General features: G+C 65.4%; 16 protein-coding genes. 8 read left to right on the top strand and 8 right to left on the bottom strand.

The window, feature by feature from the left end; genetic code table 11:
* Position 1: 1 nt before the first annotated feature.
* From QFZ30_RS04185 to asd, 5 genes are all read left to right on the top strand, one after another.
* A complete protein-coding gene (locus QFZ30_RS04185; RefSeq protein ID WP_307073773.1) occupies positions 2 to 220 on the top strand; it encodes an NF038396 family protein in 219 nt (72 codons plus the stop codon).
* A gap of 168 nt (positions 221 to 388) precedes the next feature.
* Positions 389 to 1,474 (top strand): WXG100 family type VII secretion target, encoded by a 1,086-nt coding sequence (locus tag QFZ30_RS04180; RefSeq protein WP_307073771.1) that lies wholly within the window; start codon positions 389 to 391, stop codon positions 1,472 to 1,474.
* Positions 1,475 to 1,483: 9 nt separating this feature from the next.
* On the top strand, positions 1,484 to 2,137 hold the full coding sequence (locus tag QFZ30_RS04175) for a hypothetical protein (RefSeq protein ID WP_307073769.1): 654 nt from the start codon (positions 1,484 to 1,486) through the stop codon (positions 2,135 to 2,137).
* A complete protein-coding gene (locus QFZ30_RS04170; protein WP_307073766.1) occupies positions 2,124 to 2,525 on the top strand; it encodes a hypothetical protein in 402 nt (133 codons plus the stop codon). The genes QFZ30_RS04175 and QFZ30_RS04170 overlap by 14 nt, the downstream gene beginning before the upstream one ends.
* Positions 2,526 to 2,608: 83 nt before the next feature.
* On the top strand, positions 2,609 to 3,739 hold the full coding sequence (gene asd / locus QFZ30_RS04165) for an aspartate-semialdehyde dehydrogenase (protein WP_307073764.1): 1,131 nt from the start codon (positions 2,609 to 2,611) through the stop codon (positions 3,737 to 3,739).
* A 93-nt stretch (positions 3,740 to 3,832) separates the two neighbouring features.
* Here asd and QFZ30_RS04160 read toward each other — a convergent pair whose 3' ends face one another.
* Together QFZ30_RS04160 and QFZ30_RS04155 are read right to left on the bottom strand one after the other, a co-directional pair.
* Positions 3,833 to 4,795 (bottom strand): type IV toxin-antitoxin system AbiEi family antitoxin domain-containing protein, encoded by a 963-nt coding sequence (locus tag QFZ30_RS04160; RefSeq protein WP_307073762.1) that lies wholly within the window; start codon positions 4,793 to 4,795, stop codon positions 3,833 to 3,835.
* A 207-nt stretch (positions 4,796 to 5,002) separates the two neighbouring features.
* A complete protein-coding gene (locus QFZ30_RS04155; protein ID WP_307073760.1) occupies positions 5,003 to 6,109 on the bottom strand; it encodes a winged helix DNA-binding domain-containing protein in 1,107 nt (368 codons plus the stop codon).
* 86 nt (positions 6,110 to 6,195) lie between these two features.
* Between QFZ30_RS04155 and QFZ30_RS04150 the strand changes: the two genes are divergently transcribed.
* On the top strand, positions 6,196 to 6,681 hold the full coding sequence (locus tag QFZ30_RS04150; RefSeq protein WP_307073759.1) for a hypothetical protein: 486 nt from the start codon (positions 6,196 to 6,198) through the stop codon (positions 6,679 to 6,681).
* Here the strand turns inward: QFZ30_RS04150 and QFZ30_RS04145 are convergent.
* The 3 genes from QFZ30_RS04145 to QFZ30_RS04135 are packed head-to-tail and all read right to left on the bottom strand — an operon-like array spanning position 6,678 to position 8,654.
* Positions 6,678 to 7,745, bottom strand: a complete 1,068-nt coding sequence (locus QFZ30_RS04145; RefSeq protein ID WP_307073757.1) for a UDP-N-acetylmuramate dehydrogenase — start codon at positions 7,743 to 7,745, stop codon at positions 6,678 to 6,680. The genes QFZ30_RS04150 and QFZ30_RS04145 overlap by 4 nt on opposite strands.
* A 7-nt stretch (positions 7,746 to 7,752) precedes the next feature.
* Positions 7,753 to 8,190 (bottom strand): MaoC family dehydratase, encoded by a 438-nt coding sequence (locus QFZ30_RS04140; protein WP_307073756.1) that lies wholly within the window; start codon positions 8,188 to 8,190, stop codon positions 7,753 to 7,755.
* 2 nt (positions 8,191 to 8,192) lie between these two features.
* Positions 8,193 to 8,654, bottom strand: coding sequence for an FAS1-like dehydratase domain-containing protein (locus QFZ30_RS04135; RefSeq protein WP_307073755.1), 462 nt, complete (start codon positions 8,652 to 8,654; stop codon positions 8,193 to 8,195).
* 108 nt (positions 8,655 to 8,762) lie between these two features.
* Here QFZ30_RS04135 and QFZ30_RS04130 point away from each other — a divergent pair, with 108 nt between their 5' ends.
* Both QFZ30_RS04130 and QFZ30_RS04125 read left to right on the top strand, forming a co-directional pair.
* Positions 8,763 to 9,140 (top strand): ArsR/SmtB family transcription factor, encoded by a 378-nt coding sequence (locus QFZ30_RS04130; protein WP_307073753.1) that lies wholly within the window; start codon positions 8,763 to 8,765, stop codon positions 9,138 to 9,140.
* Entirely contained in the window at positions 9,137 to 10,813 is a 1,677-nt protein-coding gene (locus QFZ30_RS04125; protein ID WP_307073751.1) for a SulP family inorganic anion transporter, read from the top strand. Before QFZ30_RS04130 ends, QFZ30_RS04125 begins: the two co-directional genes overlap by 4 nt.
* Here QFZ30_RS04125 and QFZ30_RS04120 read toward each other — a convergent pair.
* From QFZ30_RS04120 to QFZ30_RS04110, 3 genes are read right to left on the bottom strand one after another with little or no spacing between them, the layout of a single operon-like run.
* On the bottom strand, positions 10,803 to 11,027 hold the full coding sequence (locus QFZ30_RS04120) for a DUF3188 domain-containing protein (protein ID WP_307073750.1): 225 nt from the start codon (positions 11,025 to 11,027) through the stop codon (positions 10,803 to 10,805). The two genes, QFZ30_RS04125 and QFZ30_RS04120, sit on opposite strands and share 11 nt — an antisense overlap.
* Positions 11,028 to 11,049: 22 nt before the next feature.
* On the bottom strand, positions 11,050 to 11,991 hold the full coding sequence (locus QFZ30_RS04115) for a DUF2797 domain-containing protein (RefSeq protein WP_307073748.1): 942 nt from the start codon (positions 11,989 to 11,991) through the stop codon (positions 11,050 to 11,052).
* Between the two features lie 34 nt (positions 11,992 to 12,025).
* A complete protein-coding gene (locus tag QFZ30_RS04110) occupies positions 12,026 to 12,889 on the bottom strand; it encodes an HpcH/HpaI aldolase/citrate lyase family protein (RefSeq protein WP_307073746.1) in 864 nt (287 codons plus the stop codon).
* Positions 12,890 to 12,995: the final 106 nt, after the last annotated feature.

Below are 12,995 nucleotides of genomic sequence, written 5' to 3'. Positions count from 1 at the left end.
GATGCTGAAGAAACCGGAAACGCTCTTTGTCCTTGGTTATATGCTGCTGCCCCTGCTTGCACTCCTGTCCGCGATCGTTGGCCTGACCATGATCCTGGGCGGCAACAAGCTCGCCGGCATCATCGTGCTGGTCGTTGTGACGCAGGTGTTCGCCTTCGGCGCCTTCTTCGCGCTGCGTGCCCGCAAGCGTGCCCTGTCGGCGGAGACCGCCGGCCGGTAGCGGCTTGAGCTGTGTAACCTTGAGCTGTCTGCCCTTGAGCTGTTTTCCCAGGTCCACGGCCGGATGGGGAGGACAGCCCATCGCAGCCATGGCAGGGCTCAACTAGAGTTACGCCAGTATTCTGCAGCATACGAGAACCTGCAGCTCAGACATTGGGGAAGGTGCCTTGTGGCAGGAAACATGTGGGGCGCCGACGTCGCCGGGCTCCGGACGCTCGCACAGCAGTTCGGAAAGGTGTCCGACAACCTGCTCCAGCAGTCCTCACGGCTGAGCAGCCAGATCAACAACACCCCTGCCTGGAAGGGCCAAGACGCTGTTAAGTTCCGCTCTGACTGGAACGGAAGCCATCGGGCTCTGCTCCAGCGGACGGCATTAGCACTCAAGCAGGAATCCAAAAAACTGCTGGAGAACGCCAATGAGCAAGAGAAGACCAGCCAGGACGGCGCGGCCGGCTCTGTGCGAGGCGCGGACATGGGTTCAGCAGGATTCGCGGTGGCGGGCGCTGTGCTGCTCGGTGCCGTCGGCGGCCTGAAAGCCGGCATGAACATCCAGAAGTACATCAAGGCCCCCCTCACCCTTGCCAAACACGTAGGGCAGTACGGCTGGGTCCTGAAGAACCGGCCCACGGAACTAGCCCAGGCCTTACTGTCGAAAGGCCAGCACCGGCTCGGCGGGCCGGTTTTCGACAGCCGCCACCTACTGGGGAACACCGCGGGGAACACCGCCCTCGACGACCTGCTCAGGGAATCGACCAAGGCAAACCGGGGCCTCGGGCTCATCGATAAAGCGTCAGACATCGCGTCGCTGAAGAACCTGGACAAGTACATCGGGCCGCTGAGCAAGGCCGAGGGTTTCTTTGCAGAAAAGCCGTGGATCGGTGCGGGCACCAAGTTTGAGTGGCTCGGCAAGTCCGGGCTGGCACGCGGATTGGGCTGGGCCGGCGTCGGCTTCAGCGCCGTGGATTCGGTCCGCAGCTTCGCGGATGGGGACATCAAAGGCGGCGTGGGGAGTGCCCTCAAAACGGGCCTCGGCATCGGCTGCTTCCTGCCGCCACCCGCCGGTACAGTGTGCCAGGTGGCCAGCGTCGGGGTTGCGATCTACGAGAACTGGGACACGATCAGCAGCGTGGGGAAGAACGTGGGCGACGGAATTGCCAACGCCGTCAAGGACCCGGGCAAGTTCGTCAGTGACGCGGGCAACACCGTTAAAGATGCAGGCAAGTCCGTTGCGAAGTTCTTCGGCTTCGGAGGATAGGAGACTTTCATGACCACACAGGATGAAACCCAGCAGGAACCTCGGCTCGGTGTTGACGTCATCGGCTTTGGAGTCGGTGAATTTGCGTATCTGTTGAATGTATTCGAGGGTCCAGCCCGCGACCGTTCAGTGAGCGTCTTCCGCGCCGAAGACATGGTGGATGACTCCACGCTGTCCACCGCAGGGGCTTCTTCGCTGATGGCCCGCGACATGGCAACTGTCAATGCGGAAGGCGACCTCGGTGTGACCGGTGTCGCCGCCGCGGTCGCCACGGCGCTTGGACAGGCTACGCGCTGGACCGAAATTTCACTTTTGACTGCTGACACCATGGACAACGTGGCCCTCCTCGAAGCCCCTGGCGTAGCCCTCATGCTTCAGCCCCGGCTGCTGGGCACATGGTTTGTCTTCGCCCAGGACCCGTCGATCTCCTCGGCCGAGGCCACCCTCCGGGTACTCCGTCAGCATGTTGAAGAGAATCCGGCTGGCTCGGCCTACATCGTGCTCAAGACGTTGGACAGTGAGAAGAACCTGCTGGTCCGACGCGAGGGCGACTCCTGGGTCACAGGTATCCCTGACTTCGACGCCGATGCGGTCGCTGAATCTCCGGGGCTCGACGACGCCGGGCTGCTGCGGGCCATCGAGGAGTCCCGTGGCAAGGCGTAGCAACGACGTTCCCCAGGATCCGGACTACATCCCCTCTGAAACAGACCGGAGGGAAACGATGTACCGTCGCGCCGAAAGCGGTGAGCTCATCGCCTACACCCCTGAGGAGTACGGAGTCCGAAAGGACGACGGCCTCAGCCTGGTGAAACCCGTGAACAGCTCCGCCGGTTTGCTCGTCCTGGCAGTCCTGATCACCCTCGCTTTCGGCGGGATGCTCTACGGGATCGTACAAATGGCCATCACCGATCAGTGGGAGATCCTGGCTGATATCTGGTGGATGTACCTGTTGATCCTCATACCCCTCGTGGCCGGTTGGTCCGGCTACTTCAAGGAACGCAAGGCCGAGAAGCTGCGCAAGGCCCGCAATCTCCCCCGCCCCGTGGAGTAGCTCCGGCCTGATGTTGCCTGCCTGCCGCCGGGCAGTGACGTAACCGACTGCGCCGTGCCGGTTCCAAAGTCTAAACTGGACGAATGACTACAGCAGCTACTCCGTCCGTTGGACTTGTCGGTTGGCGTGGCATGGTCGGTTCCGTCCTGATGCAGCGCATGCAGGACGAGGGCGACTTCGCCAGCATCAACCCGGTGTTTTTCTCCACCTCGAACGCAGGAGGTGCCGCCCCGTCGTTTGCTGATGGGGCCGGCAAGCTCGGGGACGCGTTCGACGTCGACACCCTGGCTAAGCTGCCCATTATTGTCACCGCCCAGGGCGGGGACTACACCAAGCGCGTCCACACCGAGCTGCGCAGCCGCGGCTGGGACGGCCTGTGGATCGACGCCGCCTCCACGCTGCGCATGAACGACGACTCGATCATCGTGCTGGACCCGATCAACCGCGACGTCATCGACAAGGGCCTGGTCAACGGCACCAGGGACTTCATCGGCGGCAACTGCACCGTCTCCTGCATGCTGATGGGCCTCGGCGGGCTGTTCAAGAACGGCCTCGTCGAATGGGGCACGTCCATGACCTACCAAGCTGCCTCCGGCGGCGGCGCCCGGCACATGCGCGAACTGCTCAGCCAGTTCGGCACGCTCAACGCCGAGGTCAGCTCGGAACTGGACGACCCGGCGTCGGCCATCCTGGAAATTGACCGAAAGGTCCTGGCCCACCAGCGGACCGACATCGACGCCACCCAGTTCGGCGTGCCGCTGGCCGGCTCCCTGATCCCCTGGATCGATGCGGACCTGGGCAACGGACAGTCCAAGGAAGAGTGGAAGGCCGGGGTCGAGACCAACAAGATCTTGGGCACGTCCGAAGAGAACCGCGTGATCATGGACGGCCTCTGCATCCGGATCGGCGCCATGCGCTCCCACTCGCAGGCCCTCACCCTCAAGCTCCGCGAGGACCTTTCCGTGGCCGAGATCGAGAAGATCGTGGCCGAGGACAACGAGTGGGCCAAGGTGATTCCGAACACCAAGGAAGCCTCCATGGCGGGCCTGACTCCGGTGGCCGCGTCCGGCACGCTGGACATCCCGGTGGGCCGTATCCGCAAGCTCGACATGGGCCCGGAGTACATCAGCGCGTTCACCGTAGGCGACCAGCTCCTCTGGGGCGCCGCCGAGCCGTTGCGCCGCATGCTCAACATCGCCACCGGGAACCTTTAGCCCCAACACGTACATAGGCGGCCCTGCCCCGCACGAACGGTGCTCCCCCAGCACCGCTCGTGCGGGGCAGGGCCGCTCTTGCGCTGAAGACCGTCACGCGCTCAGTCTTTTTGAGCGGTCCATGATGGCGAGCAGCCGTCGCCTCAGCTCGGCAGGCTGGGCCAAGTGCTTCCACTCAAGCCGGAGGACCTGCCAGCCTTCTTCCACCATGGCATTCTCTCGGCGGCGCTCAGCGAGAAGTACCTCCTCGGTGGGTTTGTAGTCGGTGTATTTTCCGCTGCCATCGAACTCGATCACGATTTTGGTCGCTGGATCCGCGAAGTCCGCCCGGAAGAGGCCGCGCGGCGTGGGGATCTCGAACTGCGGCAGGAACATCGTCAAGCCAAAGGAGCGGAGCAGCAGCCTTGTCCGGGTCTCCCCTACCGATTCCGACCGGCCATCCAGGACATCCAATAGATCCAGGGCCCGCCGACTCCCGCGTTTGGCCGGGCACTGGACCAGCAGCTGGCGCATGCTGTTGATACGGGCTCCCTTGCGCAGCGCATGGTCGCCGATCACAGCTGCCTGTTCAAGCGTCAGGATACGGGCACAGTCCAGGACGGTCCGCTCGAGGCTTGTGGTCAGGATTTCCCTGCCGTCCGACGTCCACAACGTTGTCAGTTCCGAGGATGCCAAGGCCGCCCGGTGCGTCCGGACGTCGTTCCCGGCACTTTTCAAGGAGTTTGCGTAGTCCGTGGTGACGTGGATCCGGGGCCCAACATCCCAGACATGGCATTCGTGCAGCCTGGCAGCACTGACATGGCTGTAGCGGGAGAGCCCTCCGGTGGACTCAAAGTGCGCCTGAATCTGCAAAGCGTCTCTGGTCCACGGTTCGGCCCCTTGCCAAAAGGCGCTTCGGACGTAGGCGCCCCGCCGAAGCCGGAGGAGGACACCGCTGCGGACTGCTGTGGTCAGAACCCGTTCCTCCAGCCCTGCCGCGGTCAGCTGCCGTGTGGATGCCACAGGAAAGGCAGGCCAGCGCGCGTCCACGAGCGCACGGATTTTGTCACCGTTCATGTTCCAAGACTTGTTGACCGCCGGTGGCCAAGGTAGCGCGCAGCGACTCTATGTGGAAAAGGCCCACCGGTTCGCGTTTTCCGCCGGTTCGGTATGACTTGGGCGGCCCTGCCCCGCACGAGCGGTGCTGCCCAGCACCGCTTTTGCGGGGTGGGGCCGCTCCTGCGTGGCTGGCCGCTCCTGCGTGGCGGGGCCGCTTCTTTGCGCTCAGCCCGCCAGGAACGCCACGTACTGCTCGGCGGCTTTGTCGAAGGCAGCGCGGGCACCGGGGCCGAGCGGCTTGGTTTCGTCAAAGAGCTCGGGCACGACGGCGGCGCCCGGGGTTGTGCCAGCACGTGCCCAGGTGCCAATCACCTCTCCCCCGGCCACGATGGTCTTCTTGAACACGCCGTTGCCGCCGGGGACGATCTTGTTGGCGTGCTCCGGTGCCAGGACAAGACTCCGGTCCGTGTAACCGAGCACAAACTCATCGAAGCCGGGCAGCAGCAGGACGGACCGCTGGCCGGGCACACCGTCATCGAGCAGTGACGCGGTCTCCGGTGACAACCAGTAGCTGGTGTCGCCGAGTTCAAGCTCGACCAGCTGCCCGCGGACGAGCTCAAAAGCGGACCGCACTTCGGTCAGGGGAATCTGCGTCCACCATGCAAAGTCACGTAGGGTGGCCGGGCCGTGGCTGCGGAAGTAGCGCAGCGCAAACTCCGCGATCCCCTCCTGCCGCTCAAGGTTCCGCGAAACCGGGATCCACTCGTCGAAGGCCACCAGAAGCTGCTGGTTGCCGACGAGCGGGCCCTGGACCAGCCATCCGTGGCGGCACAGTGTTCCCAGGACGTGGATCCCCCGCTGGCCGGTGGTTTGCTGCCCGGCTGCCTCAAACGCAGCAAAGAGCTCAGCCCTGCTCAAGGAACCACCGCCGGCCACGCGCTCAAGGGCAACGTCGCGGCACTTCTCGATGTCCGCCCAGGTGATATCCAGCTCCCGGTGCCTGCCCGCAATGCTGCGGGTGAGCCGCTCGGCAGTGAGGCCAAGCATCCACCGCAAGTCCTCGGGGGCCACCAGGTGCAGGGTCCCCCGCATCGGCCACGAGCGGACCACAGTGGCGCCGTCAATTGCCGCACGGACGTCGCTCACAGCGGCCCCGGGCACCCTCAGGCCCGCGGCCCACAGCGCCGCCTGCAGATCCTGGGCCTGCGTGGCGGTCATCCAGCGCACGGCGTCGGGAACCGAGCCGAGTCCGGGCCCCACCAGGCCCTGCGACGCCAAGCGCAGCCTGCCCATGATCTTCCGGCTTACGCGGTTTCCTGCCGTTGCTGCCATGCCCTCATCCTAGGACCTGACAGCGACAATTTCCCCGGTGCAGGGCGTGGTCCGGGAGCGCAAGACACTGCCGCTAGGGTAGAACCATGACTTTGGGGAGTTTGTGGCAGTTGCTCGCGCGCGAAACAAAAAGATGGATGGTGGGCGGGACCGTTTCGGTCCTGGTGGGGGTGGCCATTGGAGTGGCCGCCGTTTCCGCATATCCGGCCGACGGTAAATCCGACCTGGGCCTGCTGCTGCCTTCCTTGGGTTTCGCCCTCGGCGGTGGATATGCAGTCCTCTTTCCCGGCATCCGGGTGAGCCGCCAAAGGCTCCACATCTACCGCGACTGGCGGCACCACCCACTCAGCGGCAGGCTCCTCTGGATCCTTTCCCTCGCCATTTCGGTCATCGGACTGGTGACCTGCATTCTGGCTGGGGTAACAAATCCATCCATGCCGGGGCTCCTGGTCTGGCTTTTTATGGGCCCCTACCTTGCCCTCACCGGCTGGGCCTCGGCTGTCCTGGGTATGGCAGCAAATGTCCGGCTGGCGGATGGAGCTCCGAATCGGCATTCCGCCGATCGGCGCTAGAGTGTCAGCCCGATAAGCAACGGTTCCGGATGCAGTTCAATACCAAAATGCTCCACGACGCCGGCGCGCACCTCGCGCGCGACCGCCACCATATCCTTCGCGCTGGCTGAGCCGCGGTTGGTGATGGCCAGCGTGTGCTTGGTGGACAGTGAGGCCCGTCCGCCGGAGACACTGCCTTCTTCCAGGCCAAATCCCTTGCCGAATCCCGAGTGGTCGATCAGCCACGCGGCGGACAGCTTCACCAGCCCGTCCTGGCCGGAAGGATATTGCGGTGCCGAAGCGGGCAGCCCGGCCGCCACGTCCTCAGGAACGATGGGGTTGGTGAAGAATGAACCGGTGGAATACGTATCCCGGTCGGCCGAGTCCAGCACCATGCCCTTGGAGGCCCGCAGCCGCAGCACTTCGCGGCGGACATCGTTCGAGTAGGCCCGTTGACCCGGCTCTACACCGAGTGAACGCGCCAGCTCGGCATACCGGATGGGGGCACTCATCCGGCCGAGGGGCAGCTGGAACTCAACCGTCAGCACCACGTAACGGGGCGAACCGTTGACGGTGGTCTGCTTGAGGATGGAATCGCGGTAGCCGAATTTGAGCTCGGAGTTGGTGAAGGTCTGCACGGCGTTCCGCGAACGGTCCCAGGTCCGCACGGCGGCGATGGTCTGCGAAACGTCAGAACCGTAGGCGCCCACGTTCTGGACCGGCGTGGCGCCGGTGGCACCCGGGATGCCGGCAAGGGCTTCAATTCCTGACCAGGCATGCAGCACCGCGTGTTCCACAAAGGCGTCCCAGTTATGGCCCGCCTGGACCACCACGGCCACCCCGCCGCAGGAATCCTCGGCGCTGACGGTGAACCCTTCCGAAGCGATCCTGACCACCGTACCGGGGAACCCGTCGTCGGAAATCAGGAGGTTGGAACCGCCCCCGATGATGAGGACCTGCTCCCCTGCAGCGTCCGCGGATTGGACGGCGTCGATGATCCCAGCCTCGGTCCTGGCCTCGATGAACTTGCCGGCGGGGCCTCCGACGGCAGCCGTGGTCAGGGCGGAAAGCATTGTCTGGGTCACTTGTGGCTCATGCCAGCCTGACGACGGCCTGGGCCTTCATCAATACCTTCTGGCCGGCCGAAACCACGGTCAGGTCGACGCGGGCGGTGCCGGCATCGGCGTCGAGCTTGCCAACGGCGCCGCTGACCTCAATGGTGGCGCCGGGTTCCGGGGTGCCGGTGGTGTCGGTTACCAGGACCGGTTTGGTGAAGCGGGTCTGGAAGTCGACGACCGCGGCGGGGTCGCCGGCCCAGTCGGACACCAGCTGCACTGCGGCACCCATGGTGAACATGCCGTGGGCGATGACGCCCGGCAGCTCCACCCCCGTGGCGAAGGCTTCATTCCAATGGATGGGATTGAAGTCGCCGGAGGCACCGGCGTACTTGACCAGGTCCGTGCGGGTGACCTCGATGGTGCGGCTGCCGATGTCCTGTCCGGCGCTGAGTTCGTGGAATCTGGGGCTCATGGCTACTGTCCCTCTCCGCGGACCAGGATGGATGATGTGGTGGTGGAAACGCTCTCCCGCGTCTCATCACCGGCGAGGGCAAAGATTTCCGAGCGGGTGGTGATCATGGCACCGCCGCCCATGGCACGGACACCGTCCACGTGCAGTTCGGCAATCAGCCGGTCGCCGGCCACAATGGGCCGGTGGTGGGTGAAACGCTGGTCCGCGTGGACCACCCGCGAAAAGTCGATGCCGGAGTCAGGATCTTCGATCAGCTGGGCATCGGCACGCTGGGCGATGATGATGGCGAACGTCGGCGGAGCCACGAGGTCGCTGTGTCCGAGGGCCTTGGCGGCCTCGACGTCAAAGTGGGCTGGGTGGGTGGCCTTGACGGCGCGGGCGAACTCGCGGATTTTCTCGCGGCCGACGTCGTACACCTCTGCGGCAGGGTAGCTGCGGCCCTGCAGGTCCGGATTGATAGTCATGGCCTCAAGCCTATCGTTCCCGCCAGACGCGAAGGCCCTTGTCCGCCACTGGTATGATGGAATCATCAACCCATCAACTCGTGGCGCTCTGGCGCAGGAGAGGCCCAGATGCTGTCGCCCGCCCAGGCTCCGCTGTATGAGATCAAAGCCAACCTGTTCAAGGCCCTGGCGCACCCCGCCCGGATCAGGATCCTGGAGCTGCTGGCTGCCGCCCCGGACAACGCGGCCCAGGTGAGCCATCTGCTGGCCGAAACCGGCCTTGAGGCGTCCCATCTCTCCCAGCATCTGGCCACCCTGCGCAAACACAAAGTGGTCACGTCCGTACGTACCGCCAATGTGGTGACCTACCGGCTGGCCCACCCTGGTATTTCGGAACTGCTTGCCATAGCCCGGATCTTCCTGCTGGACAGCCTTGCCGATTCCAACCAACAGCTCCGGCTGGCGCAGAAGCTGCCCACCGGGCACCTACCCGGGTCCCCCTCGTGAGCCTGGACGGACACGCCCGGACCCGTGGACTCAGCAGGTTCCTGCCCTCCCGGGCCGACTACAGCGGGCTGCGCCAGTCATGGCGGACGGACGTGCTGGCTGGCATCACCGTGGGAATCGTGGCACTGCCGCTTGCGCTGGCGTTCGGGGTCAGCTCCGGGGTAGGCGCAGAGGCCGGCCTGATCACGGCGATCGTGGCCGGGCTGGTGGCCGCCGTCATGGGCGGATCCCACGTCCAGGTATCCGGCCCCACCGGCGCCATGGTGGTGGTCCTGGCTCCGGTTGTGGCAGTGCACGGGACCGGCAGCGTGGCCCTGGTCTCCCTTCTGGCGGGGCTGCTGGTCTGTGCCCTCGGCATCAGCGGCCTGGGCCGGGCGGTGGCCTTCATCCCCTGGCCCGTGGTGGAAGGCTTCACGCTGGGCATTGCGGCCATCATCTTCCTCCAGCAGGTCCCTTTGGCGACCGGCACGGCCGGCATTCCGGGCCACAACACCCTGCTCGCAGCCATCGAGGCGGCATCCGGCGCCGCGGCCCCCACGGTCCTGCTGACACTGGCTCTCGTGGCGGGCGTCGCCGTCGTGATGGTCCTGGTGCAAAAGCTGTTCCGGGCCCTTCCGGCGAGCCTGATCGCCGTGCTGCTGACGACGGCGGCTGCCGAGGTACTGCGGCTGGATGTCCCCCGGATCGGCGCGCTGCCGCACTCCCTTGCAGCGCCGTCCGTGCCCGCCGTCGATGTGGCGTCCCTGGGCAGCCTGGCCATGCCGGCCGTGGCCATCGCCTGCCTGGCGGCCATCGAATCCCTGCTTTCGGCCCGCGTGGCCGCAGGCTTGGCCGGCCCGGATGGGACGCCCAGCGGAGCCTACAGCCCGGACCGCGAACTGACCGGCCAGGGGCTGGCGTCCATCGCGGCCGGCCTCTTTGGTGGCATGCCTGCCACCGGCGCCATCGCACGGACGGCAGTCAACGTGCGCTCAGGCGCCAAGACCCGGCTGTCCGCCGTGGTGCACGCTGCTGTGCTGCTGGGCATTGTCTACCTTGCCGCAGGGCTTGTCAGCCGCATCCCGCTGGCAGCCCTGGGCGGCGTCCTGATGGTCACCGCGGTGCGCATGGTGTCCCGGCGCACGGTTGCCGCTATCCTGCGGTCCACGCATTCGGATGCGGCCGTTTTTGTCCTCACTGCAATCATCACTGTGGCCTTCGACCTGATCGTCGCCATCCAGATCGGCCTGGCCGCTGCAGCATTCTTCACCCTGCGCAAATTCGCGTCGCTAAGCGCCGTAGAGCGGGAGGAAATCTCCGGTCCGGCCATCGACGGTGACGAGCATATTGCCGTCTTCCGGCTGGACGGTGCCATGTTCTTTGGCGCTGCAGAACGGGTCCTCCAGGAAATCAGCCAGGTGAAGGACATCCAGGTGGCCATCATCAGGCTCTCCCAGCTGCGGATGCTCGACGCCACCGGCGCCCACGCGCTGGTAGAGGTCATCTCAGCACTGGAGTTGCGTGGCATTACGGTATTGCTCAAGGGGGTCCAGCCGGATCACCTGGCGCTGGTGACAAACGTTGGCGTTATCCGCTCCCTGCGCCACCATAAGCATTTGTTCTCGGACCTTCCTGCAGCCATAGAACACGCCCGCAGCCACGTGCGGCGGAACGCGGCCTCTGCTAGCGCTTGAGGCTCTTCCGGATCTGGCGGCCACGGTACCCGAAGCCCACCAGGTGCAGGATGAGCCCCAGCCCGATCACCGGCAGCGATGCCGTGGCCAGGCCCGGGTTCTGGGTGCTGTTGCCTGCGATATTCAGGATCAGCCCGACGGCGAGGAGTCCCATGGCAGTAAAAACAAGGACCTTGTATGTGGTGGACGCGGTGGCCCAGAATTCGTTCAGCACCGTGCCATTCTACCGAGCCCGCTCAGAACAGTGATTCCTGGACGGCAGGCACCTCCGAGGCGAAGTCACCCAGGACTATGGCCTGGGCAGCCAGCTGGCCGAGGTTCACCACAAACCGTGAATCGGTTCCGTGAAGGGTGGCGAGTGCGTTGGGCCCGCAGAGCGCCGCAACCTGGAACCCGTGCTCCCCGCTGTCCAGGGCGTGGGGATAGGCGTGCCGGGGCGCCGGGCCGCAGAGGCTTGCCGCCTGCGCAGGCCTCACCCACGCTTCATCCACCACTTCAAAACCGTCGACGGCGGCCTGCGCCAGTATCGCGCGGACGCCGCCGGCAAGCCCGTGGTTGATGGTGTCGAGTTCGGCCGCCGGCCGGGGCTCCGTCAAGGCCTCCGCTTTGGCCGCCGAGCGCACTTGCTGGGCGAGTCCGGTTTCCCGCGTGACCATGTCCTCCAGGATCCGCACCACCCGGCCGTCCCGGGCTTTGGCCACATACCTGGCCACCACAGCCCCCTGTTCAGCCAGCCGGTTCCACTTCCTGATATTGGAGGCAGTGCCCACCTTGCTGGCCCCGCCCGCGAAGGTGGCCACGTACAGCCAGTGCGCCTGCATGAGGTAGGTCCTCAGCCCGTCCGGGACCCGGCCGCCGCGGTGGAAATCGTGGATGAGCCGGGAATCGTCCAGCACAAAACAACGTTCGCACTGCTTGCCCCTGGCTGCCTGGGCATTGCTGGGGCAAAGGAGGTGCTCACGGCTTGAGGCTGAGAAGACCCTGTGATGCCCCAGGCAGAATCTGCCTTCGGAAGCGAGGCGGAAGCCGAGGGCGGCACCCGGCTGGAGGCTGACGTCCTTAAGCGCCCCGGAGACCGACTGGAGCCGTAAAACCGGGTTGCCGCCGTCGTGCTCCGGGCCCTGTGCCGGGGCACCATCCCAAAAGACCCCGTGGACCAGATAGCGGGCATCGGTCACGGGGTCTCCTGCACTTCTCGTGAAATACGCGGCGCTACAGCGCCGGCTGCACCCCGAAGGCAACCGCAAGCTTCATGATCTTCTCGGCGCGGCCCAGGCGGGGGAGGTCGGAGCCGTCGCGGATGACGCGGCCGTTGGCTTCGAAGTCGGCCATGAAGTCCGTAGCCCAGGCGACATCCGAGGGCGTGGGGCTGATGACCTCGTTGATGATGGCGGTCTGGTCAATGGCCAGGCACAGCTTGCCGGTCATGCCCATCATGACAGTGATGCCGGTCTGCTCGCGCAGGATGGGGTGGTTGGTGCCCACCGTGGGGCCGTCGATGGGTCCCGGCAGATTGCCGACCCGGCTGGCCACCACCAGCTTGGCGCGGGGGTAGGCCATGGCCTCCGCGGTGGCCGCCATCCCGGTGTCGCGGCGGAAATCACCCGAACCGAAGGCGAGGCGGAACGCGCCCTGGGCCTTGGCGATGTTGTTGGCTTCCTCGATGCCCAGGGCCGATTCCACCAGCGCAATGACGGGGGTTTTTCCGTCCATCCGGTGGTAGCTCTCCGTCACCTGGTCAGCAGATTCGGTCTTGGCGAGCATGACACCGAGGAGTCCGGGCGTTCCCCGCAGCCCTGCGAGGTCGTCAGCCCAGAACGGGCTGGTGGCATCGTTGATCCGGACCCAGGCCTTTCCGCCGCCGGTGAGCCAGTCCACCACGTTGCCGCGGGCGTGATCCTTCTGCGACGGGTCCACCGCGTCTTCGATGTCCAGGATGATCGAGTCCGCACGCGAAACGGCCGACTGGTCAAAAAGCTCGGTTTTCATCGCATTGACAAGAAGCCACGAGCGGGCGATTTCTGCGGGGATGTGCCGTTCAGGCCGTACGGTCTCGGTGGCGGTGATAGAGGTCATGCATCTACGGTATCCGCCCCGCCCGCGTCAAGGCGAAGAAAATAGCCTTCGTGTGAGGATCAATACGAACAAAACCGGATGTGACAGTGCGCAGTGGCGCTGCCGC

The organism is Arthrobacter pascens (assembly GCF_030815585.1).
GTDB lineage: Bacteria > Actinomycetota > Actinomycetes > Actinomycetales > Micrococcaceae > Arthrobacter > Arthrobacter pascens_A.
Note: the sequence above shows the minus strand (reverse complement) of the source record. Positions and strands in the feature narration are given on the sequence as shown.

Bases quoted from the DNA above. Each gene is read 5' to 3' on its own strand.
- QFZ30_RS04185 (WP_307073773.1), top strand. From the start codon at position 2: ATGCTGAAGAAACCGGAAACGCTCTTTGTCCTTGGTTATATGCTGCTG.
- QFZ30_RS04175 (WP_307073769.1), top strand. From the start codon at position 1,484: ATGACCACACAGGATGAAACCCAGCAGGAACCTCGGCTCGGTGTTGAC.
- asd (WP_307073764.1), top strand. From the start codon at position 2,609: ATGACTACAGCAGCTACTCCGTCCGTTGGACTTGTCGGTTGGCGTGGC.
- QFZ30_RS04160 (WP_307073762.1), bottom strand. From the start codon at position 4,795: ATGAACGGTGACAAAATCCGTGCGCTCGTGGACGCGCGCTGGCCTGCC.
- QFZ30_RS04155 (WP_307073760.1), bottom strand. From the start codon at position 6,109: ATGGCAGCAACGGCAGGAAACCGCGTAAGCCGGAAGATCATGGGCAGG.
- QFZ30_RS04150 (WP_307073759.1), top strand. From the start codon at position 6,196: ATGACTTTGGGGAGTTTGTGGCAGTTGCTCGCGCGCGAAACAAAAAGA.
- QFZ30_RS04140 (WP_307073756.1), bottom strand. From the start codon at position 8,190: ATGAGCCCCAGATTCCACGAACTCAGCGCCGGACAGGACATCGGCAGC.
- QFZ30_RS04135 (WP_307073755.1), bottom strand. From the start codon at position 8,654: ATGACTATCAATCCGGACCTGCAGGGCCGCAGCTACCCTGCCGCAGAG.
- QFZ30_RS04130 (WP_307073753.1), top strand. From the start codon at position 8,763: ATGCTGTCGCCCGCCCAGGCTCCGCTGTATGAGATCAAAGCCAACCTG.
- QFZ30_RS04110 (WP_307073746.1), bottom strand. From the start codon at position 12,889: ATGACCTCTATCACCGCCACCGAGACCGTACGGCCTGAACGGCACATC.